21 protein-coding genes are annotated in these 25,516 nt (G+C 71.9%); 20 read left to right on the top strand and 1 reads right to left on the bottom strand.

Features of this window, described 5'->3' with window-relative positions; translation table 11 throughout:
• Positions 1 to 49 precede the first annotated feature (49 nt).
• Together ACZ62B_RS14300 and ACZ62B_RS14305 are read left to right on the top strand one after the other, a co-directional pair.
• On the top strand, positions 50 to 640 hold the full coding sequence (locus ACZ62B_RS14300) for a Uma2 family endonuclease (RefSeq protein WP_344563419.1): 591 nt from the start codon (positions 50 to 52) through the stop codon (positions 638 to 640).
• Positions 641 to 774: 134 nt separating this feature from the next.
• The gene (locus ACZ62B_RS14305) at positions 775 to 1,305 is read left to right on the top strand and encodes a GNAT family N-acetyltransferase (protein WP_344563421.1); all 531 of its coding nucleotides are present in this window, start codon (positions 775 to 777) and stop codon (positions 1,303 to 1,305) included.
• 335 nt (positions 1,306 to 1,640) lie between these two features.
• On the opposite strand, the gene ACZ62B_RS14310 is transcribed toward ACZ62B_RS14305, so the two are convergent.
• The gene (locus ACZ62B_RS14310; protein ID WP_344563423.1) at positions 1,641 to 2,270 is read right to left on the bottom strand and encodes a TetR/AcrR family transcriptional regulator; all 630 of its coding nucleotides are present in this window, start codon (positions 2,268 to 2,270) and stop codon (positions 1,641 to 1,643) included.
• Between the two features lie 105 nt (positions 2,271 to 2,375).
• Between ACZ62B_RS14310 and ACZ62B_RS14315 the strand changes: the two genes are divergently transcribed.
• The 18 genes from ACZ62B_RS14315 (at position 2,376) to ACZ62B_RS14400 (ending at position 25,422) form a co-directional block, all read left to right on the top strand.
• Positions 2,376 to 3,428, top strand: coding sequence for an aldo/keto reductase (locus tag ACZ62B_RS14315; RefSeq protein ID WP_469690474.1), 1,053 nt, complete (start codon positions 2,376 to 2,378; stop codon positions 3,426 to 3,428).
• A gap of 358 nt (positions 3,429 to 3,786) precedes the next feature.
• Positions 3,787 to 4,821, top strand: a complete 1,035-nt coding sequence (locus ACZ62B_RS14320; RefSeq protein ID WP_469690476.1) for a LacI family DNA-binding transcriptional regulator — start codon at positions 3,787 to 3,789, stop codon at positions 4,819 to 4,821.
• Entirely contained in the window at positions 4,818 to 6,338 is a 1,521-nt protein-coding gene (locus ACZ62B_RS14325) for a sugar ABC transporter ATP-binding protein (protein WP_344563427.1), read from the top strand. Before ACZ62B_RS14320 ends, ACZ62B_RS14325 begins: the two co-directional genes overlap by 4 nt.
• Positions 6,328 to 8,286: an ABC transporter permease/substrate-binding protein gene (locus ACZ62B_RS14330; protein ID WP_468719498.1), complete on the top strand. Its 1,959-nt coding sequence runs from the start codon at positions 6,328 to 6,330 to the stop codon at positions 8,284 to 8,286. The genes ACZ62B_RS14325 and ACZ62B_RS14330 overlap by 11 nt, the downstream gene beginning before the upstream one ends.
• A gap of 30 nt (positions 8,287 to 8,316) precedes the next feature.
• On the top strand, positions 8,317 to 9,285 hold the full coding sequence (locus tag ACZ62B_RS14335; RefSeq protein WP_469690478.1) for a ribokinase: 969 nt from the start codon (positions 8,317 to 8,319) through the stop codon (positions 9,283 to 9,285).
• Positions 9,282 to 9,671, top strand: a complete 390-nt coding sequence (gene rbsD / locus ACZ62B_RS14340; RefSeq protein ID WP_085572935.1) for a D-ribose pyranase — start codon at positions 9,282 to 9,284, stop codon at positions 9,669 to 9,671. The genes ACZ62B_RS14335 and rbsD overlap by 4 nt, the downstream gene beginning before the upstream one ends.
• Before the next feature lie 265 nt (positions 9,672 to 9,936).
• Entirely contained in the window at positions 9,937 to 10,914 is a 978-nt protein-coding gene (locus ACZ62B_RS14345; protein WP_344563432.1) for an AraC-like ligand-binding domain-containing protein, read from the top strand.
• 433 nt (positions 10,915 to 11,347) lie between these two features.
• Positions 11,348 to 11,680 (top strand): hypothetical protein, encoded by a 333-nt coding sequence (locus ACZ62B_RS14350; RefSeq protein WP_344563433.1) that lies wholly within the window; start codon positions 11,348 to 11,350, stop codon positions 11,678 to 11,680.
• A 45-nt stretch (positions 11,681 to 11,725) separates the two neighbouring features.
• A complete protein-coding gene (locus ACZ62B_RS14355; protein WP_030857922.1) occupies positions 11,726 to 12,037 on the top strand; it encodes a pore-forming ESAT-6 family protein in 312 nt (103 codons plus the stop codon).
• Between the two features lie 49 nt (positions 12,038 to 12,086).
• A complete protein-coding gene (locus tag ACZ62B_RS14360; protein ID WP_344563437.1) occupies positions 12,087 to 12,476 on the top strand; it encodes a DUF6507 family protein in 390 nt (129 codons plus the stop codon).
• Positions 12,473 to 15,031 (top strand): hypothetical protein, encoded by a 2,559-nt coding sequence (locus tag ACZ62B_RS14365; RefSeq protein ID WP_469690482.1) that lies wholly within the window; start codon positions 12,473 to 12,475, stop codon positions 15,029 to 15,031. The genes ACZ62B_RS14360 and ACZ62B_RS14365 overlap by 4 nt, the downstream gene beginning before the upstream one ends.
• Positions 15,032 to 15,043: 12 nt before the next feature.
• The gene (locus ACZ62B_RS14370) at positions 15,044 to 15,922 is read left to right on the top strand and encodes an immunity 49 family protein (RefSeq protein ID WP_344563441.1); all 879 of its coding nucleotides are present in this window, start codon (positions 15,044 to 15,046) and stop codon (positions 15,920 to 15,922) included.
• A gap of 123 nt (positions 15,923 to 16,045) precedes the next feature.
• Positions 16,046 to 16,915 carry an immunity 49 family protein gene (locus tag ACZ62B_RS14375; RefSeq protein ID WP_469690484.1) on the top strand — a complete coding sequence of 290 codons (870 nt, stop codon included), beginning with the start codon at positions 16,046 to 16,048 and terminating at the stop codon, positions 16,913 to 16,915.
• 14 nt (positions 16,916 to 16,929) lie between these two features.
• Entirely contained in the window at positions 16,930 to 17,193 is a 264-nt protein-coding gene (locus tag ACZ62B_RS14380; RefSeq protein WP_073931778.1) for a hypothetical protein, read from the top strand.
• A gap of 16 nt (positions 17,194 to 17,209) precedes the next feature.
• The gene (gene eccD, locus ACZ62B_RS14385; protein ID WP_469690486.1) at positions 17,210 to 18,595 is read left to right on the top strand and encodes a type VII secretion integral membrane protein EccD; all 1,386 of its coding nucleotides are present in this window, start codon (positions 17,210 to 17,212) and stop codon (positions 18,593 to 18,595) included.
• Between the two features lie 13 nt (positions 18,596 to 18,608).
• Positions 18,609 to 19,895 carry a CpaE/TadZ family protein gene (locus ACZ62B_RS14390; RefSeq protein WP_344563447.1) on the top strand — a complete coding sequence of 429 codons (1,287 nt, stop codon included), beginning with the start codon at positions 18,609 to 18,611 and terminating at the stop codon, positions 19,893 to 19,895.
• A 119-nt stretch (positions 19,896 to 20,014) separates the two neighbouring features.
• A complete protein-coding gene (gene eccCa / locus ACZ62B_RS14395) occupies positions 20,015 to 24,022 on the top strand; it encodes a type VII secretion protein EccCa (protein ID WP_469690488.1) in 4,008 nt (1,335 codons plus the stop codon).
• Positions 24,019 to 25,422, top strand: coding sequence for a DUF6177 family protein (locus tag ACZ62B_RS14400; RefSeq protein ID WP_468719483.1), 1,404 nt, complete (start codon positions 24,019 to 24,021; stop codon positions 25,420 to 25,422). The genes eccCa and ACZ62B_RS14400 overlap by 4 nt, the downstream gene beginning before the upstream one ends.
• Positions 25,423 to 25,516: the final 94 nt, after the last annotated feature.

A 25,516-nucleotide genomic window follows, 5' to 3' on the forward strand; every position in this document is an offset into this window, starting at 1 on the left:
GGGGACTGACAGGGCGGCCGGAGAGTCGCCCCCTCCGTACTCTGGGCTCATGGACTACGCCAAGATGCGCGCCATCGCCGAAGAGCTCGGGACCTACTCGGAGCAGCTCGAGGGGTCGTGGAGCGTCGAGATCGGGCCGTCCGGTCCGATACTGGCGATGACGTGCCCCTCGAAACGTCACGAGGGAACAATCCGCCGCATCCGTAATCAACTCAATGCGCAGCTCCCCGCCACCCACCCGGGCTACGTCTGCGAGAACGGCCCTGAAATCGAGCATCCGGCGATCGGCCGCATGCGCCGCCCTGATGCTGTCGTCATCCCCGAGGCCGTCCTCGACGAAGAGGGCCTGGCCGTCGACGCGACGCAGGTGCTGGCCGCTGTCGAGATCGTCTCGCCGTCCAGCCCGAGCAACGACTACGACGAGAAGTTGGCCGAATACCCGGCCATGGGCATCCCGCACTACATGATCGTCGACCCGCGCACCGGCACGATCGAGGTGCACTCCGAGCCGTGCAAGGGCCGCTACAGCAGCAAGGAGCCGTACATCTTCGGCGACTCGGTGCCGTTCGGGCCGTGGACGGTGGAGACATCGGAGTTCCGCAGGTACGGCAGGGACGGTCACGGCTCGGTCCGCGATTGACGGTGGGGGTGGCTCCGTCCGGGCGGGGAGCTGATCCGGAGTGTGGCGACGACCAGCCCGGGGTGGTGTGAAGTGCGGTGCTCGGTCGGGATATTGGCTGGTCGTCGCTTGTCGACGGTGGTCATACTGCCGCGATGGATCCAGTGACTCTTGAGACCGACCGTCTGGTGCTGCGGGCCTTCACGCCCGCCGACGTGGACGCGGTGTACGAGGCTTGCCAGGACGAGGACATCCAGTTCTACACCCCGGTGCCGGTGCCGTACCGGCGTGCGGACGCCGAGAAGCTCGTCGGTGACGAGCTGCCCGCTCAGTGGGCCGAGGACAGGGACTACACCCTCGGCGCGTTCCGTAAGGACACCGGCGCCCTGGTCGGCTCGTACTGCCTGACCCTCATCAGCCGCGGCGTCTGGGAGCTCGGTTACTGGGCGGTCAAGGAGCAGCGCGGACGCGGGTACTCGGTGGAGGCCGCTCGGGCCCTGTGCGACTGGGGCTGGGCCACGCTCGACGTGCACCGCATCGAGTGGTGGGCCATGGTCGGGAACACCGGCTCGCGTGCCGTCGCCGAGCAACTCGGCTTCACGGTCGAAGGGACACTGCGCAATCGGAGCATCGCCAACGATGGCGAGCCGCACGACTGGTGGGTGGGCGGACTGCTGAGGCCCTGATGGAGGACTGCGCCGCGACCCACCAGGCGATCGCTTCATCGGTTTCGGACCGTTCGGCTCGCCGACCGGCCTGCCGCAAGCCGGGCACCGAGTTCGTGCTCGCCCGGCAGGCCGCCTGCTGATCAACCATCAGCCGACCCGCCGGGCCGGCACGCCCAGACCTCGATCGCGGACCAGGTCGTCAACGGCGCGGCTGTGACTCGAGGTCTTCGAGGAAGGGGGCGAAGGCTTCGGCTTGCCGGCGGCCTGACGCGCGGCCGGGGCACACGGCTTGTCCGCGCGGGGCTTCCCGCGCGTGCTCGGCCCCCGTGAGCGGACATGAAGCGGGAAGCCCGTCACGTACGGCCGTCGTCGCCCCGTACATACGCCCCCGCGCGTGCTGCGGCCGCCGCGGCCTCGGCGGCCTGGTCCGCGGCTGCCTCGTCGAGGGGGGCGCCGGTGGTCAGCAGGCGGTAGTAGAGAGGAGCGGAGACGGCGCGGATCACCTCGTGGGCGTCGGTGCCCTCGGGGATCTCGCCCCGGTCGACGGCCTGTTGGACGCAGGGCGCCCACTCCCTGACGCGGATGTCGTAGAAGCGGTGCAGGGCCTCGGCCGTCTTCGTCTCGCAGGTGGCGGCGGCGATCACCGCCTTGAACAGCGCTCCTTGCCGCGGGTCGGCCAGGGTGCGCCGCACGAGCCGGGCGTTGGCCTTGAGGTCGCCGAGCAGCGAGCCGGTCTCGGTGCGCGGCAGCGACTGCTCGGCCATGTCCAGCAGCAGATCGGCCACCAGGCCGGTCACCGTTCCCCAGCGGCGGTAGACGGTGGTCTTGCCCACCTCGGCGCGGCGCGCGACGTCGGCGAGGTCCAGGTGGGCGAAGCCGTGCTCCGCCAGGGCGTCCCCGGCCGCCCGCAGCACCGACGCCCGCACCCGCGCCGTGCGCCCACCAGGGCGGACGGTCCCCGGATCCGTACCCTCAAACCCCATAACGGGACTCCAGTTCCATTAATCGCTCACACCTGCTACGTTGTGGTCCAGGTTAACGGAACTCCAGACCCATTAGCCAGATCGTGTGACGAGAGAGGAACAGCCATGGAGTACAGGCGGCTGGGCACATCCGGCCTCAAGGTCCCCGCACTGAGCTTCGGCGCCGGCACCTTCGGCGGCCAGGGACCGCTGTTCGGCGCCTGGGGCGACACGGACGCGCGGGAAGCGCGACGTCTCGTGGACATCTGCCTCGACGCCGGGATCACGATGTTCGACACCGCCGACGTCTATTCCGGCGGGGCCTCCGAGGAGGTGCTCGGCGAGGCGATCAAGGGCCGCAGGGACCAGGTGATCGTGTCCACCAAGACCGGCCTGCCGATGGGCGACGGCCCCGGCGACGCGGGCACCTCCCGCTCACGCCTGATCACCGCGTGCGAGGACGCCCTGCGCCGGCTCGGCACCGACCACATCGACCTGTTCCAACTGCACGCCTACGACGCCGGCGCGCCGATCGAGGAAGTCCTGTCCGCGCTCGACGATCTCGTACGGGCGGGGAAGGTCCGCTACACCGGCATCTCCAACTTCTCCGGCTGGCAGGCGATGAAGTCCCTCGCGAGCGCGGAGAAGTACGGCCGGCCGCGCCATGTCGCCCATCAGGTCTACTACTCGCTGATCGGCCGCGACTACGAATGGGAGCTGATGCCCCTCGGGCTCGACCAGGGCCTCGGAGCCCTCGTCTGGAGCCCGCTCGGCTGGGGACGGCTCACCGGCAAGATCCGCCGCGGCCGGCCGCTCCCGGCCGGCAGCCGGCTGCACCGGACCGCGGACTACGGCCCGCCGGTCGAGGACGAACACCTCCACCGCGTGGTCGACGCCCTCGACGAGGTCGCGCAGGAGACCGGCAGGAGCATTCCGCAGATCGCCATCAACTGGCTGCTGCAGCGGCCGACCGTCTCCTCCGTCATCATCGGCGCCCGCAACGAGGAGCAGCTCCGCCAGAACCTCGGCGCCGTCGGCTGGACGCTCACGCCCGACCAGACGGCGAAACTCGACGCGGCGAGCGGCAGGACGGCGCCCTACCCGTACTTCCCCTACCAGCGCCAGGAAGGCTTCGCCCGCCTCAACCCGCCCGTCGTCGCGCCTTCGCCCGCCGCGTGAGGACCGGCGCCGCCGGTGGACGCGCCCGACCCGTTCAGGGCGCTCCACCGGGGCGATGACACGGCCGCCGACGAAGCCGTCCACGAGCCGTACGGGAACGTCCACCGCCCGGCCCGGCGTGAACAGGCGTCACCCGTGCGCGGGCGGCGTGGCCGTCACCGGCCGGTTCGGCCGGACGCGCGGCTCCGCGGCGGGGAGCGGGGCGGCCCGAGGGTCACCTCGTCGGCAGGCGCCCCCCGCCGCACTCCCCCGTCCCGGTCACGATTCGGTTTCGGCCACCCCCACCCCCCTTGCGTCCCTCCCGTGTAATCGATTCCAATCCCCCGTGTAATCGATTCCACGAGGAGGTGGAACGGCGATGGCGAGCATCAAGGACGTCGCTGCCGAGGCGGGGCTGTCCGTCGCCACGGTGTCGCGGGTGCTGAACCAGCACCCGTCCGTCAGCGAGGACGCGCGCCGGCGTGTGACGGCCGCCGTCGAGGCGCTGGGGTACCGGCCGAACGCCGTCGCCCGGTCGCTGCGCACCGATCAGACCCGCACCCTCGGGCTGGTCATCAGCGACGTGATGAACCCGTACTTCACCGAGCTGGCCCGCTCCGTCGAGGAGGAGGCCCGCGCGCTCGGGTACAGCGTGATCATCGGCAACGCCGACGAGCGGCCCGATCTCCAGGACCACCACGTCACCACCCTGCTGGACCGGCGCATCGACGGGCTGCTCGTCTCCCCCACCGACGGCGGGTCGCCGGGCATGCTGGACGCCGCCCGCGCGGGCACGCCCATGGTGTTCGTCGACCGGTGGATCCCCGGCGTGGACGTGCCCGTGGTCAGGTCGGACGGGCGCGACGCCGTACGGGACCTGGTCGCGCACCTGTACGGGCTCGGGCACCGGCGGCTCGCGATCATCGCCGGGCCCGCCGCCACCACCACCGGCCGCGAGCGCGTGGACGCCTTCCGGGAGGCGCTCGGCGCGTACGGGCTCCCCCTCCCCGACGCCTACATCGGCCAGGGCGACTTCCAGGCCGACAGCGGGCGCCGGGTCACCGAGGGCTTCCTCGATCTGGCCGAGCCGCCCGAGGTCGTGTTCGCCGCCGACAACCTGATGGCGCTCGGCGCGCTGGACGCCGTACGCGCGCGCGGGCTGCGGGTGCCCGACGACATCGCGCTGGCCGCGTTCGACGACATCCGCTGGTTCGTGCACACCGATCCGCCGGTCACCGCCATCGCCCAGCCGACCGGCGCGCTGGGCCGGGCCGCCGTACGCGCGCTCGTCGACCGGATCGAGGGCAGACCCGGCGAGTCCGTCACCCTCCCCGCCCGGCTCGTCGTACGCCGCTCGTGCGGTGAGCCGGCACCCCCACAGTCCCCGTCCCCCGTACGAAGGAGTACGTCGTGAGCAACCCGGACGAGTTGCTGCGCATCGAGGGCATCCGCAAGACCTTCCCGGGCGTGGTCGCCCTGGACAGCGTCGACTTCGACCTGCGCCGGGGCGAGGTGCACGTGCTCCTCGGTGAGAACGGCGCCGGCAAGAGCACGCTGATCAAGATGCTCTCCGGCGCCTACACGCCCGACACCGGCCGGATCACGGTCGGCGGCGAGGAGGTGCGCATCCACGGTGCGCAGGACTCCGAGCGGCTCGGGATCGCCACCATCTACCAGGAGTTCAACCTCGTCCCCGATCTGACGGTCGCCGAGAACATCTTCCTGGGGCGGCAGCCGCGCCGGTTCGGGATGATCGACCGGAAGACGATGGACGCCGACGCCGAGGTGCTGCTGAAGCGCGTCGGGGTCGACGTCTCCCCCCGGGCGCGCGTGCGCGAACTCGGCATCGCCCGGCTCCAGATGGTCGAGATCGCCAAGGCGCTCAGCCTGGACGCGCGCGTGCTCGTCATGGACGAGCCGACTGCCGTGCTGACCTCCGAGGAGGTCGAGAAGCTGTTCGCCATCGTGCGGCGGCTGCGCGAGGACGGCGTCGGGATCGTGTTCATCACCCACCACCTGGAGGAGATCGCCGCGCTCGGCGACCGGGTCACCGTGATCCGGGACGGGCGCAGCGTCGGGCAGGTGCCCGCCTCCACGCCCGAGGACGAGCTCGTACGGCTCATGGTCGGGCGGTCGATCGAGCAGCAGTACCCGCGTGAGCGTGCCGAGGCCGGTGACGCGCTGCTCAAGGTGGAGGGGCTGACGCGGGACGGTGTCTTCCACGACGTGGGTTTCGAGGTGCGGGCCGGTGAGGTCGTCGGTATCGCGGGGCTCGTCGGCGCCGGGCGGACGGAGGTGGTCCGGGCGGTGTTCGGGGCCGACCCGTACGACGCCGGGACCGTGCACGTCGCGGGGGCCCCGCTGCGCCGCCACGACGTGAACGCCGCCATGGCGGCCGGTGTCGGGCTCGTGCCCGAGGACCGCAAGGGGCAGGGGCTCGTCCTCGACGCCTCCGTCGAGGAGAACCTCGGCCTGGTCACGCTCCGGTCCGCCTCCCGCGCGGGACTCGTCGACCTCAAGGGGCAGCACGAGGCCGCCGAGCGGATCGCCGGGCAGCTCGGCGTGCGGATGGCCGGGCTCGGGCAGCACGTGCGCACGCTGTCCGGCGGCAACCAGCAGAAGGTCGTCATCGGCAAGTGGCTGCTGGCGAACACCAAGGTGCTCATCCTCGACGAGCCGACGCGCGGCATCGACGTCGGCGCGAAGGTCGAGATCTACCAGCTCATCAACGAACTGACGGCCGCCGGTGCCGCCGTGCTCATGATCTCCAGCGATCTGCCGGAGGTCCTCGGCATGAGCGACCGGGTGGTCGTCATGGCGCAGGGGCGCGTCGCGGGCGAACTCACCGCCGAACAGGCCACCCAGGACGCCGTGATGGCCCTCGCCGTCAGCACTCACACCAAGGGAACGGAGGCCTCCCGTGGCCACTGACACGCTCAAGGGCAAGCCGGGCGCGCAGGGCGGCGCCACGGCCGGCCTGCGCCGCCTGCTCCTCGACAACGGCGCGCTGACCGCGCTGATCGTCCTCGTCATCGCCATGTCGGCGCTGTCCGGGGACTTCCTGACCGCCGACAACCTGCTCAACGTCGGCGTCCAGGCCGCCGTGACCGCGATCCTCGCGTTCGGCGTCACCTTCGTGATCGTCTCGGCGGGCATCGACCTGTCGGTCGGTTCGGTCGCCGCGCTGTCCGCGACCGTGCTGGCGTGGAGCGCGACCGAGGCCGGGATCCCGGTCGCCCTGGCGGTGCTGCTCTCCGTCGCGACGGGCGTCGTCTGCGGTCTGGTGAACGGTTTCCTCATCTCGTACGGGAAACTGCCGCCGTTCATCGCGACGCTCGCCATGCTGTCGGTGGCGCGCGGTCTGTCGCTCGTCATCTCGCAGGGCTCGCCCATCGCCTTCCCGGACTCCGTCTCCCACCTGGGCGACACGCTGGGCGGCTGGCTGCCCGTGCCGGTGCTCGTGATGGTCGTCATGGGGCTGCTCACCGCCTTCGTGCTCGGACGGACGTACATCGGCCGTTCCATGTACGCCATCGGCGGCAACGAGGAGGCCGCGCGCCTTTCCGGCCTGCGGGTGAAGCGGCAGAAGCTCGCCATCTACGCCTTCTCGGGTCTGTTCGCCGCCGCCGCGGGCATCGTGCTCGCCTCCCGGCTGTCCTCCGCGCAGCCGCAGGCCGCGCAGGGCTACGAGCTGGACGCGATCGCCGCCGTCGTCATCGGCGGCGCCTCCCTCGCGGGCGGCACCGGCAAGGCGTCGGGCACGCTGATCGGCGCGCTGATCCTCGCGGTGCTGCGCAACGGGCTCAACCTGCTGTCCGTCTCCGCGTTCTGGCAGCAGGTCGTCATCGGTGTCGTCATCGCGCTGGCCGTCCTCTTCGACACGCTGCGCCGCAAGGCGGGCGCGACCACCCCGGCCGCCGGGGCGTCCGGGAACGGGAACAGGGGCAAGCAGGCACTGACGTACGTCGTCGCGGCGGTCGTCGCGGTGGCCGTCGTCGGCGCGACCTCGCTGCTGCACAACGGTTCCTCCGCGGCGAAGACGCAGAAGATCGGCCTGTCGCTGTCGACGCTCAACAACCCGTTCTTCGTGCAGATCCGCAACGGCGCCGAGGAGGAGGCGAAGAAGCTGGGCGTGGACCTGACGGTCACGGACGCGCAGAACGACGCCTCCCAGCAGGCCAACCAGCTGCAGAACTTCACCAGCGGCTCGCTCTCCGCGGTCGTCGTCAACCCGGTGGACTCCGACGCGGCCGGTCCCGCCGTGCGCGGCGCCAACAAGGCCGGCATCCCGGTCGTCGCCGTGGACCGCGGGGTCAACGAGGCGGACACGGCCGCGCTGGTCGCCTCCGACAACGTCGAGGGCGGCGCGCTGGGCGCCGAGGCGCTCGCCGAGAAGCTCGGCGGCAAGGGCACCATCGTCATCCTCCAGGGGCAGGCCGGCACCTCCGCCAGCCGGGAGCGCGGGGCGGGCTTCGCGGCCGGGCTGAAGGAGTACCCGGGCATCGAGGTCGTCGCCGAGCAGCCCGCGGACTTCGACCGCACCAAGGGCCTGGACGTGATGACGAACCTGCTCCAGGCGCACCCCGACATCGACGGCGTCTTCGCCGAGAACGACGAGATGGCGCTCGGCGCGATCAAGGCGCTCGGCTCGAAGGCCGGCAAGTCGGTCCAGGTCGTCGGGTTCGACGGTACGCCGGACGGGCTGAAGGCGGTCGAGGCCGGCACGTTGTACGCGTCCGTCGCGCAGCAGCCGTCGGAACTGGGCAGGATCGCGGTACGGAACGCGCTGCGGGCCGCCGAGGACGAGAAGGTGGAGAACATGGTGAAGGTGCCGGTGAAGGTGGTCACCCAGGAGAACGTGGCCGGCTTCGAGGGCTGACCGGCCGACACCGAGATCGGGGAGCGATTCATGTACGACTACGACCTCCTGGTCGTGGGATCGGCCAACGCCGACCTGGTGATCGGGGTCGAGCGCCGGCCCGGCGCCGGGGAGACGGTGCTCGGTTCCGACCTGGCCGTCCACCCGGGCGGCAAGGGCGCGAACCAGGCGGTCGCGGCCGCCCGGCTCGGCGCCCGTACGGCCCTGCTGGCGCGGGTCGGCGACGACGGGCACGGGCGGCTGCTGCTGGACTCGCAGCGGGCGGCCGGGGTGGACACGGTGGGCGTGCTGGTCGGCGGGGCGCCCACCGGGGTCGCGCTGATCACGGTGGACCCGTCGGGGGACAACAGCATCGTCGTCTCGCCGGGCGCCAACGGCCGGCTGACGCCGGCGGACGTGCGGGCGGCCGGGAGCCTGTTCCACGCCTCCCGGGTGGTCTCCGCGCAGCTGGAGATCCCGCTGGAGACGGTGGTGGAGGTGGTGCGGAACCTGGTGCCGGGCAGCCGGTTCGTGCTGAACCCGTCCCCGCCGCGCCCGCTCCCGGCGGACGTGCTGGCGGCCTGCGACCCGCTGATCGTCAACGAGCACGAGGCGAAGGTGATCCTGGGCGACGACGCCGTGACGGGTGACGAGCCCGAGGAGTGGGCGCGGCTGCTGCTGGCGAAGGGCCCGCGTTCGGTGGTGGTGACGCTGGGCGGCGAGGGCGCGCTGGTGGCCTCCGCCGACGGTGTCGCCCGCGTCCCGTCCGTCGAGGTGCGCGCCGTGGACACCACCGGTGCGGGTGACGCGTTCACCGCCGCGCTGGCCTGGCGTCTCGGCGCGGGCGAGCCGCTCGCCGAGGCGGCGGCGTACGCGGCCCGGGTGGGCGCGGCGACGGTCACCAAGGAGGGCGCGCAGGTGTCCTTCCCGACGGCGGCGGAGGTCGACGGGCTGTGCGGTGCCGGTCCGGGGGACACCCCCCGAACCCCCGGCCGAGGGCCGGAAGGCGGCGCCCGGTGAAGAGGCACGGGATCCTGAACCGGCACCTCGCCGGCGCCCTGGCCGAGCTCGGGCACGGCGACGGGGTGCTGGTGTGCGACGCGGGGATGCCGATACCCGGCGGGCCGCGCGTGGTGGACCTCGCCTTCCGCGCGGGGGTGCCCTCGTTCGCGGAGGTGCTGGAGGGGCTCCTCGACGAGCTGGTCGTCGAGGGCGCCACGGCCGCGTCCGAGGTACGGGACGCCAATCCGGCGGCGGCCGAACTGCTGGCGGGCCGCTTCCCCGGCCTCGGCCTGGTCCCGCACGAGCGGCTCAAGGAGCTGAGCGCCGGCGCGCGGCTCGTCGTGCGCACCGGCGAGGCACGGCCGTACGCGAACGTGCTGCTGCGCTGCGGGGTGTTCTTCTGAGCCAGGCCGTACGCGCTCGAGGCGTACGCGCTTCGAGGGGGCCGGTCCGTCGACCTGGCCCCCTCGGTCCCTCCCCCGTCAGAACCCCTCAAGTCCCCCCCCGGGTCCCCTCCCAGGAGTCCTGACACCGAGTACGACCCGCGAGGTGCGGGGAGGGTTGCACGGTCCCTCCGGAATTTTTCCGGCCCCGGCCCCGGCCCCGGTTCCTTAGGATGTCCCCCTGGGCAGGATGCGGACGTCCGGTACGCGTTGGGGGCGTGTGGCGATGCTGGTGCAGGAGTTCCGGACCGGAGTGGTGCCGCCCGCCGAGCGGTGGGATCTGTGGCAGGACGTCGCCACGCGGACGCACGTGCCCAACCTGCTGCGCAGTGAGCGCAGCGACGACTTCGAGGCCACGATGCGGGTCCTGCCGCTGGGGGACCTGCAGATCGCCGAGCTGGACCTGCCGCACCTGGACACCGTGCGCACACCGCGCACCATCCGGCGTTTCGACCCCGAGGCCCTCCAGATCAACTGTCAGCTCGCCGGTGACGGCGGGATGGCGCAGGACGGCACCGAGGCGGTGTTCGGGACGGGGCAGCTCATCATGGCCGACACCAGCCTCCCGTACGACGTCCGCATCAACAGGACGTCGCAGCGGTCCACGACGGTGGTCGTCAGCCTGCCCCGGGCCCGGCTCCCGCTGCCGCCACGCGCGGTGCGCCGCCTGCTGGCGGTTCCGGTCCCGGTGGACCGGGGCATGGGCGGCGCGCTGCACCGCTGGCTGGCCGACGTCGCCCGGCGGGCCGACGAGTTCACCGAGGCCGACGCGCCCGCGCTGGCCTCGGTGACCACGGATCTGCTCGCCTCCCTGCTCGGCCGCTGCGCGGACTCCGAGGACGCGCTGCCGCCGGAGTCCCGCCGGCGTGCCCTGCACACCCGGATCCGGGACTTCATCGACCAGAACCTGGGCGATCCGTCGCTGTCCCCGGCGACCGTGGCGGCGGCCCACGGCATCTCGGTACGGCATCTGCACCAGTTGTTCGCGGCGGAGGGCGAGGCCCCGGCGTCCTGGATCCGCCACCGCCGGCTGGAGCGGTGCCGCCGTGACCTGGCCGACCCCCGGCTGCGGGGCCGTTCCGTCCACGCGATCGCCGCGCGGTGGGGCTTCACCGACGCGGCCACCTTCAGCCGCGTCTTCCGCCGCGCGTACGGCATGACGCCGACGGACCACCGCCATCACCACGCGGGCCGCGACCGGTAGGGGCGGCCCGGCGTGTCCTGCCGGAATCGACAAGATCCCTGCACGGACGGTCAAGGATTCAAGCGTCCGGCGGGCGCATGCTGGTGCCCGTGCACAGTGGGGGCTGTGCACCAGCGGGGAGCAGGGGGGAAGCAACGTGCGGTGCCGGCGAACGTCGGCGTCCGATCCGGCACCGCACGGCTTGCGCTCCGCGCGAGCCGGCAGGAACCGCTCCCTCGCACGAGCCCGGTCCCGGCTCCGGCCCGTGTGCTCCACGAACCGTGCCGCCGCCCCGGCGAGCACCTCGCGCCGACGCGCGCGGGCATCGGCAATTGTCCCCAGCATGTCCGGACCGCGTCACACCGCGATCAACGGCGTTGCGTCCGCAACGGGTTGTGCGACAACATGTTCGAACAGCTTTGTGACGCGTACGTGACGCACGGGGGTGACACACGTGAAGTTCGACATGGGGTCGACGACCCTGTCCGAACTGGGCAAGAACACGTTCGGTTCGAGCACCGACCTGGGCACGCTGATCCGCATGCTCATCCAGGCGGCCGAGCCGCTGGAGGGCAAGTTCAACGGTTCCGGAAAGGTCGCCTTCGACTCGTTCAAGACGCGCGCGGACGAGATCACCGCCGCGCTGAACGAGTCGCTCGGCGCGATCCTCGAAGGCCAGGGCGGTATGGACACCGCGTTCACCACCGGTGAGACCGAACAGCACGACAATGCCCAGAAGAACATGGGCGCGGCCAACTTCGACGCGGCCCGCTTCGGCGCGCGCTAGACCGCCGGCCGGGGCAGAGGCCGACAACCACAGGGGGTTTTGACGATGGGCCAGAATCTGGACCGCCGCTCCTACGACACCGGCGCGTCGAGCGAGGTGCAGGGTGGTCTGCAGGGGATCGTCGGGCAGTTGGAGCGCGTGCTGGCCGACCGCGACAGGGCCGTGAAGGCCGCCATGGCCGACTTCCAGGCCGACGGGGTCTCCGAGGAGTACCACGGCAAGGAAATGCGCTGGAACCGCGCGGCCGACGAGGTGCGCAACATCATCCGACTGGTGCGCACGACCCTCGAGGAGAACGACGGGACGGCCCAGTCGACGATGGCGAAGGCGCGGGCGGCGGTCGACAACATCGGCTGACGCGGGCGCGTCGGCGGGGCGACGGCACACGGGAGTACGGGGAATCCACATGACGGGGTGGGACATATCGCCGTCGGGCGTGCAGCACGTCCTCACGGAGACGGCGAAGGCGGCCGAGGGCCTCTCGAACACCGGGAAGGCCCTGCAGGAGACCATGCCGAGCGCGGCGAAGTCCGCCGGCACGATCCAGCAGGGCGGCGTGGAGAAGAGCGGGGTCCAGGGCCCGGTCGCGGCGGCGCTGGGCGAGTTCTTCACCGCCTACCAGGAGAAGCTGATGTACGTCGCGGTGCGCACGTCGAACTCCCTCAACGGGGCGGCCGGCGCGACCAACGCGTACGTCAAGGGTGACCTGGAGATGGCCGCGCGGGCCCAGGCGAACGCGCTGAAGGAACCGAAGATCGACCTGCCGGGTGCGGGTGGGCAGCAGGGGGGCCAGTGAGCGCGGACCTCATCGATCCGCAGAACATCCCGCAGTTCACCGGAGACCTGGAGCAACTGGGCACGGACCACATGCTGCTGACGGCGGAGGCCCTCGCCTTCCGCCAGTCGGGGTCGGACGTGCACACCCGCTTCCAGGGGCTGTCGGCGTGTTACACGGCGCCGGAGGCGGAGCAGTTGTTCGCCACGACGGCGCCGGTGGCGGCCAAGGCCGACGAGTTCGCCGACGACCTGGAGAAGGTGGCGGCGGCCCTCAGCTCGTACGAGACGGAGATCCAGCCGCTCGTGGCCAGGCTGAAGAGCCTCAAGCAGCGTGCGGAAACCTTCCGTCAGCAGATCGCGGGGGACGACGACTGGCGCGAGGACGACGACAACGTCCAGCTCAACAACGACCTGGTGCACGACGTCAACACCACCACGGCGGCCTTCTGGCAGGCGGAGATCACCTGCCACAACAAGATCACCGCGCTGGTGGGCGGTTCGACGCTGAAACTCGAGGACGGCGCCGAGAAGCGGCTGGTGAAGCTCGGCGACAGCACGTACGGCTTCACCGCCGACCTCCTGGACCAGTCCGAGGAACTGCCCTGGGGCAAGACCGTGGAGAAGGAGCGGCACGGGCTCGACTGGCTGGGCCACCAGCTGGTGGAGTTCGGCAAGGGCTTCGTCGTCGACGGCGTGTGGGGCACGATCCGGGGCCTCGGCACCCTCGTCGGCGTCGACGGCTGGGACGCCGCGGGCGAGGCGTGGAAGGGGCTCGGCAAGCTCGCGACCGGCGTGCTCATCACCGCGGTGCCCGTCGTCGGCGTCGCCTACTGGGCTATGCCCGAGGACAAGCTGCCCTCCTACCTGCGTGACTCCCGCAACGCGGTCAAGGAGACGGGCAAGGCGCTGGTCGCCTGGGACCAGTGGGACGAGAACCCCGCGCGGGCGGGCGGCGCGGTCACCTTCAACGTCCTGACGACGGTCTTCACCGGAGGCGCCGGAGCGGCGGCGAAGGGCGGTGCGGTGGCCCGTACGGTCGGCGCGCTCGGCAAGACGGCCCGGCTCGTCGACCCCATGACGTACCTCGGCAAGGCCGCCACGTTCGGCACGGTCAAGGTCGCCGACCTGTTCGCCGGCCTGCGGGGCGTGCACGCGGGCGCGTACACCGACATCCTCTCCGGAACGGGACGGGTCCAGCCCGACGGCAGCGTGGTCCGGGTCGCCGACGACATGCCGGTCATCCGCGACAACGTCGTGGAGTGGCCGGACGGAACCCGGCTGAACCTGGACGACGGCTCGGTCGTACGCGCGGACGGCACGGCGGCGCCGGCGAAGGTGGAACTGTCGGCGGCGGACCGGGAGTTGCTGGAGCGGAGCCTGCCGCACGAGGAGGGTGTGCTCGTCGGGGCGGGCGAGCGGGCAGGCGTGCACGCGGCCGGGGAGACGGCGGCCCGCGTCGGCGGTGACGCGACGGGCCGGGCCGGCGGGAACACGGCACCGACCGCTCACGCCGGCGAGCACGCCGGGGCGCGCGGCACGGACACGGTGCCCGCACGCGACGGTGAGGGAAGATCTCCGGCACCGCAGACCTCCACGCACTCAGGTGGCGGAAACGACCGAGTGACAGGCGATGCCAGCAGGTCCGGTACCGGCCACGAGCCATCGAGATCTTCCGCAAGGGCAGGTGGTTCTGAGCACTCTTCCGGAGGAAGGGACTCTTCCGGGGACCGAGAACTCACCGCAGCAGAACGAAAGCGTATCCAGGACGAGCACGTCTGGAAGGCCAACAACGACCCGGCTTGGCGCGATGAACACTATGACGCTCTTGACCGGCGCAAGGACGCCTCGAGAATCGTTGACGGTGTCGAACTTCCCATTTTGGCCAGAGATGCGAACGGCAACCTGGTGGCCAAGCACGACCTGCCAAGCGGCCCGTCGGACATCAAGTACGGTCGGACGCCGCTGGGGCCGGACTCGGCAACCCCCGCACATCGCCCTGAACTCGACAGGCTGGCGAGAGACCGTAAGGTCGCCGGGGATCTCACCGATGCGAAAAAAGCTTACGATGAATCCCCCACAGACCATGCACGCGATGCCCTCAAAAAAGCACAAGAGGCATACACCAAGCAACTCGGCGACGTACCGAACAACAGCAAGATATCCGAAAAGCTGGGTGAGAAGGCCGCCGAACTTCATGTGATTCCACATCAGTTCTCAGGCGCCGAGTGGGTGCCACTCCCGAAAACACCCAACGGTGCCGACATGTTCGACCAGGTGTATAAAATCGGCGATGACGGAAGCTACGTGATCGTCGAGGCCAAGGCACCTGCGGCGGAACTCGGTTGGCGCAGAGGGGCAGGCCCCTATGAGGGCATGATGGTCAAGCAGGGAACCAAAGAATACTTTTACACAATTCTAGAGAAGATGTGGGCACGAGGCGGGGAGGACGCCAAGATCGCCAACGCCCTTGATGACGCTCTGGAAGAAAGAAAGCTGCAGTACGTCCTGGTGAAGGCGCAGGAGAACACGGGATCCTACACTGGTGCCGTGATGGAACACTTCAAGATCGATTAGAGGTGGGGTTCAGTGGTCACGAGCGTTCCGCGCCATGACTTCCGGACGGACAACGCAGCCGAGGACATGGCGCCGCTCGTCGATGGGACACGCCGGGTTCTCGACCGACTGGAAAGATCGGAGATTTCCCGCCACCGGGCGCTGAGCAGCACCCTGACCATGGCGAAGTGGCGATGCCTGACGGATCCCGAAGCAGCCGGACTTGAGACGTGGGAGGCCTGGGTCACCGCAATGCAGGTCGGCTGCGCCCTGTTCGACTCCGCCACAGCCGCCGAGGGGCCCGTACCGTGCCGCATAGGAAGTGCGGGCGAGGTGAAGAACCTGCCTGCGACAGGGCCGGCGCCTTACACGCATGCGGGGGCATGGCTCACATCGGTCTATTTGGCGACGATCTGCCGCGAGAACGACCGTCTCGATCGGCTGATGCAAGTACCTGTCTCATTTCTCCGTGCCTCTGTTCCCGAGGGCGCGGTTTTCGACAACTACGTCTACGAGTGGGTGGAGGCCCTCCAGAACTACTGGGCCGGCCGGGCCACGGAGATGTGGGACAAACTGGTATCAGCAGTCAAAGGCACCGATCCCGAACGAGATGGCGTCGCCGACAGGGAAATGATGCTGAAGATTCTTTATCCGCCGCTCGAACTCTTTCATCGATTCCAGCTGCGGGAAGCCGACCGATTCAACAGCGCACTGGTGGACGCCACCGTCGGGCACAAGCAGTACTGGTCCGGAGACGCGGCCCGTGCCCTGAGCGGCGACGGTCTAGTGGCTCTCGCACCCCTTGCGATGGCATGCATGGCTTACGACAACGAATTCCCGATCGAGGTCGAATCCGAATACTTGCCCAAGCATTTGCTGGAGCGTTCGTGGGTCGGCGAGTTTGAGACGTGAGCCGCGAACCACGATAAGCACGGAAGAGGTCTACCGTATCCCAGCCGAGGCGGATTCCCACGGACCTGAGCACACTGGATACCGGATGAAAATGTTCGACCTCACGAAATAAGGAAGTAGTTCATGCCGACGCGCGTCTCCCGACCTGCGCAGGGAATCGGCCATCCGAACCCCGACGAACTCAGACGACAATTCAACGAGGACACACTCAAGGACATCGAGCAGCTCGGGGAGTGGCCTCAGAGTTTCGGCATGACCTTCAGCGGCACCCTGCACACCGCCAAGCTCCAGTGCTCCCTCGACCCCACAGCGGACAAGCTGGAGACATGGGAAGCCTGGGTCGCGGCCATGCAGGTCGGGTCCGCCCTGTTCGCCTCGGCAACCGCCCCGGAGGGCTCCACCGTCGAGTGCATGATCGGCCACGAGGTACGGACGATCCCCGCCGTGGGGATCACGCATTTCGTGGATGCGGGTACCTGGCTGGAAGCCTTCTGGCTGGCGATCGTCTGCCGGGACCAGGCGCGGATGACGCAGTTGTGCGAGGTGCCGATCGAGACGCTCCGGGCCTCCGGCGCCGTGTTCGAGGAGTACATCTACCACTGGGTCGACGCCCTTCAGACGTACTGGCTGGAACGTCCTGGGCTCGGGGAGAAGCTGGTCGCCGCGTTCGACGGGACCGACCCGGACCGGCTTCGGTTCATGGACCGCGAGATGATGCTCAAGGTCCTGTATCCGCCGATCAATCTGTTCTACCGCTTCGTCAGCAGAGACGCCGACAAGTTCAACGAAGCTCTGGTCCAGGCGCTCGAGCTGCACAAGGAGTACTGGACGGCGAGCGAGGAGCGCCAGGAGACGGGGGACGGGGATGTCCCCCTCGCGATCCTCGCCCTCGCCTGCCTCGCCCACGACGCCGGACTGCCCGTCGAGGTCGAGTCGGAGTACCTGCCCGAGAACCTGCTCAAGCGCAGCTGGCTGGGCGAGTTCTCCACGTGAGGTAGGTGACCGGTATGACCGCTCAGGACTACGACAGCCAGCTCCTCGAGTCCGTCTCCGTGCGGCGACGGCGGCTGCGGGACGCCCTGGTGTTCGGGGCGCAGCGGCAACGGCGGGCCGTGGACGAGCGGATGGGGAAGGCGGTCGCCGGGGTGGTGATCGCGGCCGTGCTGTGCGCGGGGTGTGTGGGGTGGTCGTTCGTGTCCCATCGGCTGATCGGGCAGAGCCCGTACTCCCCTGGCGTTTCCACGCCTTCCGACAGTCCTGCGAGCCGGTGATAGGTTCGCGATCGTGATGTCTACGGGGGCCTTGAGCAGGGAAACGGCCGGTGGGCCGACGGTGTTGAGCCGGGTCACGCTCGTCGGTGAGCGGCGCCGCGTCGACCTGGTGCTTCCGGCGCGGGAGCCGGTCGGGCTGCTGCTGCCCGAGATCATGCGGTTGCTGGACGACCGTGTGGAGGGGCGGCCCGCATCGCGTCACCTCGTCACGGTGGACGGCTCCGCGCTCGATCACGACAGCACACTGGAGACGGCGGGCGTCCGCGACGGTGCCGTGCTGCGTCTCGTCCGCGCGGAGGACGCCCCGCCCGCCCCCGTCGTGCACGACGTCACCGACGAGGTGGCGGAGGATCTCGGTCATCGGGCATGGGTGTGGGGGCCGGCCGCGCGCCGGGTCACGGCGGGTGCCGCGAGCGTGGGCTGGATGGTCGTCGCCGCTCTGTTCGCGCGTGCGCAGTACGACCGGACGGTCGTCGCCGGTGCCCTGCTCGCCGCGGCCGGACTGGCCGCGGTCACGGGTGCGGTCCTGGGGCGGCTGCGCCGGCACGGGCCGGCCGCGACCCTGCTGTGCGGCGCGGGCGCGCTCGGTGTGCCGGGTGTGTGGAGCCTGGTCGACGTCGTCGGCGGATCCTCGGCGGGCGCCCTGCGGCTCGCCGGGGTGGCCGCCGTGAGTGTGCTGGTCCTCGCCCTGCTCGGGCTGTTCACGCCGCTGGGGCGGGGCGGGGTCGTGGGCGCCGGTGCCGTGGCCGTGACCGCCGTCGGCTGGGAGGCCGTCGTGGCCGTGCAGTCCGGCGCCGGGACGGCGGAGCAGCAGGCCCGTGTCGGGGCCGTGCTCGGCGTCGTCTGCGTGGTGGTGCTCGGGCTGCTGCCGCGGCTCGCGCTGATGGCGTCCGGGCTCTCGGGGCTCGACGACCGCCGGGCCGGAGGGATCTCCGTCAGCCGCCACCAGGTGTCCGCCGCCCTGGCCGCCGCCCACCGCGGGTTGGTGCTCGCCACGGTCACCGTGGCCGGATCGGCCGCCGTGGCCGCCGTACTGGCGCTGCGGGATCCCTCCGTGTGGACGGTGCCGCTGGCCGCGGTCGTCGCGGTGGTGCTGGCTCTGCGGGCCCGGGCGTTTCCGCTGGTCGCCGAGGTGGTCGTGCTGCTGGCCGCCGCGGCGGGCGTCGCCGTGCGGTTGCTGACGGTGTGGGCGGAGCGGTCCTCGGCCGCGGCACTGCCGGCCATCCTCGTCGTGCTGGCGGTCCTGCCGCTCCTCGTGCTCGCCGTGCAGCCGGCCGAGCACGTGCGGGTCCGGCTGCGGCGGGCCGGTGACCTGCTCGAATCGGTGGGGGTCATCGCGCTGCTCCCGCTGCTCGTCGGCGTGTTCGGTGTGTACGGGCGACTGCTCGACACCTTCGCTTAGGAGGCGCGGCGGTATGGCGCGGGAGCAGGGGGATCAGTGGCGGGAGCAGCCGTCGGCACACGGTGGTGGTGACGACTGGCAGCGGGACGTGCTGCGGGAGCTGGGCGGGGGCTCCGGGAGCGGCCGCCCGGGTACGGATGCCCGGCCCGGCGAGCCCGCGCTGCGGCTCGTGCACCCCGCACCCCCGCAGCCCGCGGCCACGGCGTCGGAAGCGGCGTCGGACACGGGCGGTGACGCGTCCCGCCCACCCGACGCTCCGGGCGGCACCGCGTCCCCGGCCCTCATGTCCGGCGCGGGGCCCGCCGACGAGCCGGCCCCGGAGCGGCCCTCCCCGCACGCCGCCCCTGCCCCCGTCCACGACCCCCGCCTCCCCGCGGCCCCCGCCCCCGAGTCCTCCCCCACCCTCGACCCCCGTCTGCTCCTCGCCCTCAAACGCCCCCCGCACGGCGACTCCGTGACCCGGCGCACGGGGCGGGCCCTGCGCAAGCTCACCTCGTCCGTGGCCCAGGACGTCGCCGAACAGACCAGGATCGCCCGCGAGTTGCAGCAGCCCGTCACCACGGGCCGGGTGGTGGCCGTCACCTCCATCCGTGGCGGTGTCGGCAAGTCCACCGTCTCCGCGTTGCTCGGGCGCACCCTCAACCACTACCGGCACGACCCGGTGCTCACCCTGGAGGCGGACGCCGCGCTGGGCACCCTGCCGGTGCGCATGGGCGCGGAGGCGGTGCGCTGGACGCTCGCCGATCTGGCGCCGATCCTCCACCCGTCCATGCAGCTGACGGACGTGACCGGCTACTTGGTGCCGGTGTCGGACGGCGGCTGGCTGCTGCCCGCGAGCCGGGGCCAGGTCGGTCCGCCGCTCGACATGGTGTCGTACCGCAAGGTGACGCTGGCGCTGCGCCGCTACTTCGCCGTGAGCGTGGTGGACTGCGAGACGCTTCCCGGCGAGGTGGCCCGTACGGCCATGGACACCGCGCACGCCCGGGTGGTGGTCGCGCCGGCCACCGCGGAGGGCGTCGGCGCCACCCGCCAGGTACTGGACTGGCTGGCCCGGTTGCCGCACTCCGCCCTGGCCACGACGGTCGTGGCGCTGGTGTCGAACACCCCCGACACGCTCCTCGACGACAAGACGGCCGCCGGGCACCTCAAGGAGGCCGGTGTCACCGTCGTCGCCGTGCCGTACGACCGTCATCTGGCCGGTGGCGGCCCCATCCGCACCGACCTCCTGGCACACACCACGCGGCAGGCCGCCCTGCGGCTGGCCGCCGAGGTGATGGAGCGCGCGGTGAGGGTGCGCTGAGTGTCCGGCCGACGCGTCCCGGCCCGTGCCCGCCCCTCCTCCGCCACGACCCGCTCCCCCTTCTCCGCCACGACCCGCTCCCCCCTTTCCGTCACGACCCGCTCCGGAGAAGTCCGCCCGTGACCCTGCAGATCGTCCATCGGCCCGCCCGCAGCACCCGCCCCCTGGAACCCGTCCGGCCCCGTACGGTCGAGGCGCCGCCCAACCTGCCCGAGGGGAAGATCGGCAACGCGGCCACCGCGCTGCTGCCGATGGCCGGCGTCATGGGCTCCGTGATCATGATGACCGTGGTCCGCAACAGCCGGTTCGCGGTGGTGGGCGCGGTCGTGCTGGTCTTCGCGCTGCTGGGTGCGGTGGCGCTGTTCCTGTCGCAGCGGGGCAAGGCGCAGCGCACCCGGCGCACGCAGCGTGAGCGCTACCTGGAGTACCTGGAGGAGCTGCGGGAGGAGCTCGGCGCCGCGGAACGCCGGCTGCGGGACGCGGAGCGGGAACTGAATCCGCCGCCGGACGCGCTGTACGACCTGGTGCGGGACCCCGCCCGGTTGTGGGAACGGCGCCGCCGGGACGCCGACTTCCTACGGGTGCGGGTCGGTCTCGGTGACGTACCCGTCCAGGAGCCGGCGATCCAGCAGAGCGGCGCCGGCGGGGTGCTGACGCCGCCGGACCCGTTCATGCTCAACGAGGCGCGCGCCCTGCAACGCCGGTTCGCGACGGCCGCCGACGTGCCCTTGACCGTGCCGTTGGACCGCGCCGGGAACGTCAGCGTCGTCGGCGACCGGGAGGACGTCCTGCGGGTCGTCCGGGCGCTGCTGGTGCAGACCGCGGTGACGCACGCTCCGGACGACGTCGCGCTCGCCCTGGCCGTGCCCGGCGAGCGGCTGGCCGAGTGGGAATGGGCGAAGTGGCTGCCCCACGTACTGGATCCGCAGGCACACGACGGTCCGGTGGCCGCCCGCCGCATCGCGCCCGAGGTGCGGCAGCTGGCCGAACGGCTGCGGCACGAGCTGGGCCGGCGGTCCGCGTACGCGGCGGAGGTACGGCGTGGTCTGGCCGACCGGAACGCGTTGCGGCTGGCGGGCCGGCTGCTGGTGGTCGTCGACGCCCACGGTGAGCCGGCCGCCGAACTCCCCCGCCCGGACTCGGCGGTCGGGCTGCCGGACATGGGGGTCACCGTGGTGCACCTCCTCCAGGAGCAGGTCCACGAGCCGGACGAGGTGAGCGTGCGCATCACCGTCCACGGCGAGCGGGTGGTCGTCGAGGACCTGCGCGGTTCCGGCGCCGAGGACGCCTCCGCGCCGGGCACCGCCGAAGGCACCGTCGACCCGGTCACCGCGGCCGGGGCGGAGGGCGTCGCCCGGCTGCTGGCCCCGCTGCGGCTGTCCCCGGAGTCCGTCGCCGAGGGAAGCCCCGTCACCGGGCCGGTCGACTTCCCCGCGCTCCTCGGCATCGCCGACCCCGCCGACCTCGACCTGTCCACCCTGTGGAAGCCCCGCGGCGAACGGGACTTCCTCCGCGTGCCCATCGGGCTGACGGACCGGCACGAGCCGGTCCTGCTGGATCTGAAGGAGTCGTCCCAGCTCGGTATGGGTCCGCACGGGCTGTGCGTGGGCGCGACCGGTTCCGGCAAGAGCGAGCTCCTGCGCACCCTCGTCCTCGCCCTGGCCGCCACCCACTCCCCCGAGGACCTGGCGCTCGTCCTGATCGACTACAAGGGCGGCGCCACGTTCGCCCCCTTCGCCGAACTCCCGCACACCGCCGGCATGATCACCAACCTGGAGAACCGGGCCGGGCTCGTCGAACGCGTCCACACCAGCCTCGCCGGCGAGGTCAAGCGCCGCCAGCAGGTCCTGAAGGACGCCGGGAACGTCGCCGACATCGGTCACTACGCGGTACTGCGCGCGACGGAGAGGCCGGACCTCGAACCGCTCCCGCACCTGTTCGTCGTCATCGACGAGTTCGGCGAACTCCTCACCGCCAAGCCGGACTTCATCGACCTGTTCCTGTCCATCGGACGCATCGGCCGCTCCATCGGCGTCCATCTGCTGCTGTCCAGCCAGCGCATCGAGGGCGGCAGGCTCAAGGGCCTGGACACCTACCTGTCGTACCGGCTGGGCCTGCGCACCTTCTCCGCCGACGAGTCCCGCACGGTCCTCGACACCACCGACGCCTTCCATCTGCCGCCCCTGCCCGGATTCGGCTATCTGAAGGTCGACACCTCCACCTACGAACGGTTCAAGGCCGGGTACGTCTCCGGCGTCCACCGCGGCCCCGCGGTGCTCGAGCAGCGGGACGAGGAGCCGCTCGCCCTGCCCTACCCGGCGTACAACACCGCGGGGCAGGCCGAGGAGTCGGAGGAGGAACCCGCCGCCACCCGTCGGGAGACCGGCCCGGCCGTCCTGTCCCTGATGGTCGGCCGGCTCGCCGGCGCCGCGCCCGCCGTGCGCCGCATCTGGCTCCCCCCGCTGCCGGACGCCGTCACCCTGGACGCGGTCGCCGGACCGGCCCGGGTCTCCGAGCACGGGCTGCGCCTGGCGCGTGCCACGGACGGCATGCGGGTGCCGCTCGGCGTGCTCGACGACCCGGCCCGGCAGTGGCAGGGCCAGTGGGTGCTGGACCTGACCACGGCCGGCGGTCACGTGGCCGTGATCGGCGGCCCCCAGTCCGGCAAGACCACGCTGCTGCGGACCCTCGTGCTGTCCCTGGCGGTCACCCACACGCCCCGCGACGTCGCCGTGTACGGCCTGGACCTGGTCGGCGGCGGCCTGTCCGCGCTGGCCGCCCTGCCGCACGTCGGCGGGGTCGCCGGACGGGCCGACCGGGAACGCGCGGCCCGTACGGTCGCCGAGGTGCGCGCCATGCTCGACGAGCGCGAGACGCTCTTCCGCGAGCACGGCATCGACTCCGTCGACCAGCTCCGCCGGCTCCGCGCCCAGGGCCGGCTGCCGCGGCTCGGCTCCACCGACGTCGTCCTCGTGGTCGACGGTTTCGGCGCGCTGCGCGACGACTTCGCCGACCTCGACGAGCCGGTCGCCGACCTGCTGAAGCGGGGCGGCGGCTACGGCATCCACGTGGTGGCGGGCATGCTGCGCTGGAACGACGTCCGCATCGCCACCCAGTCGCTCTTCGGCACCCGCGTCGAGCTGCGCCTGAACGACCCCGCCGACTCCTCCGTCGACCGCAAGCTCTCCGAGACCCTCTCGCCGGACGTTCCCGGCCGGGTGCTGACCGACGGCAAACTGTTCGCGCAGGTCGCCCTGCCCCGCATCGACGGCTCGCCCACGACCGGTGACCTGGGCCCGGCCCTGGACGAGGCGACCCGGAAGGTCCGCGCCACCTGGCACGGCGAGCCCGCCGCCCCGGTGCGGGTGCTGCCGGCCCGGCTGCCGGTGACCCGGCTGCCCTCGCCGGCCACCGAACCGCGGCGGATACCGGTCGGCCTCGACCAGGACGCCCTCGCCCCCGTGCTGCTCGACCTCTTCGGCGGCGACCAGCACCTGCTGGTCCTCGGCGACAACGAGTGCGGCAAGACGAACCTGCTGAAGCTGATCGTCGCCGGGCTCGTCGAACGGTACTCCGACGACGAGCTGGTCTTCGGTGTCTTCGACCCCCGTCGCGGCCTGCGCGGCGTCGTCCCGGAACCGTACCGGGGCGGCTACGCCCACAACGCCACGCTCGCCTCCGCCCTCTCCACGGGCATCGCCGCCGAACTGCGGAAGCGGATGCCGGAGACCGCCGACCCGGACGCGCCCGAGACCGGCGAACCCGCTTTCCGGGGCCCGCGGATCGTCATCCTCGTCGACGACTACGACATCCTCACCACCGCCGGACAACAGCCCCTCGCGCCCTTCCTGCCGTACGTGTCCTCCGCGCAGGACATCGGTCTGCACTTCGTGCTGGCGCGCCGCACCGCGGGAGCCTCCCGCGCGCTGTACGAACCGCTCCTGACCACACTGCGCGAGACGGGCGCCACCGCCCTGGTGATGACCGGCGACCGCACCGAGGGGCAGCTCTTCCCCGGCCTGTACGCCTCCCGGCAGCCACCCGGCCGCGGCACCCTGGTCCGCCGCGGCCGGAACCACCGGCTCGTCCAGACCGCGCTGGCCGGAGCCGGAGAGGAGAAGTCGTGACCAAGGACGTCATCGCCCTCACCCCGAGGATGCCGGACACCTGGGCCCTGCTGGCCGGCCTGTACGCGGGCGGCCCCGGGGCGGGCGTGACCGCGGGCTCCGAAGGCGCCGTGCTGCGGCTGTGCGCCCCGGACGGCAGGCCCCTCGTGTCCGTGGAGGCCCCGCTGCTGGTCCAGGTCCCCGGGGAGGCCGAACGGCTGCTCGGCCGGGACGTGCCCGTGCCGTTCTGGTGGACCGAGGTCCGGGCCTCCGGCGCCGTGCCCGGGGCCGAGCGGCTGGCGGGATCCGTGTGCGGACGGCTCGCCCTGCTGCTGGGCGGCAGCACCTGGCCCGGGCCGACGGCGAGCACCGAGGTCGTGGACGTGCGCGCGGCCGTCGCGCCGGACGACGGACAGCCGGTCGTGGACGTCCTCACCGACAGCACGTCCGTCGTCCTGGCCGACCGGCCGGTCCTGGCCCTGACCACCTGGCTCTCCGAGGTGCTGCGGGGCACCTCCGAGTCGGGCCGTGCCCTGCAGATCGTCACCCCGCCGCACGTCCGGCTCAGTGCCCCGGCCCGCGCCACCCTCCTCCAGGTGCCCAACCGCTGGGTGGTCCAGGACCCGGACCAGGGCTATTACGACGGGCTGTCCGGGGCGGTGCTGCGCTGGCGGGACGGGACGTTCGCGCCCGTGCCCGGGGCGGACGGCACGGCCCCGGTCGCCGAGGCGTTCGGCCGGACGTCCCCGTCGGGCGACCGGCAGCTCGTCGTGGCGTTCCGGACGACGCTCCCCGCGCACGAGGACGCCGTCCTGGGCGAAGGGCTCGAGGCCGCCTGGCGTGCGCTCACCGGCTCGGCGCCGGCCGGCTGGGGCACCGCGGAACCCGTCAACCTGCCCTGGTCGCCGCGTCGGCTGACCGGTCTGGCCCGTGACCGGGCCCCCGAGCCGACCCATCTGATCGTGGCGGGGCACCCCGACCGGCCCGCGCTGGCGTGGATCCGGGTCACGCGGACGACCGCCGGGGTCGAGCAGGACGTGACGCTCGTCCTCGGATACGGGGAGGGTGAGGAACCGCCCCTGGAGGCGATCGCCCCGCTCGCCGAGGTGCTCGTCGCGGAGCACGGCCTGACGACGATGCTGGCCTCGGTGCGGCGGGCCTCCCGCGACCTCACCACGGGGCCCGTGCTCCAGGCCCCTCCCGTCCCGGTCGCCTTCACCCTGGGCGCGCGGGACGTACGGGGCATCGGCCTCACCCATGCCCGTCGCCCGCCCGTCGAGGTACGGCCCGTCGTCCTGGGGCCCGCGTCCGAACCGGCCCTGCACTACCCGCTGGGGGACGGATCGGACGCCGGTGCCCTCGTGGAGCTGCACCGCTTGGCGGCGCACCTACGGGCCGGTGTGCCGGGTGCGGGGGCCTGACGGTGTGCTCCACGCGGGACGGGACGACAGGGCACGGGAGGACCTCTCCCCAGAGCTTCTCCCGCGCCCCGCGCCTCCGCGTGCGGCGCCCCGG

The organism is Streptomyces sp. NPDC053426, from assembly GCF_055585405.1.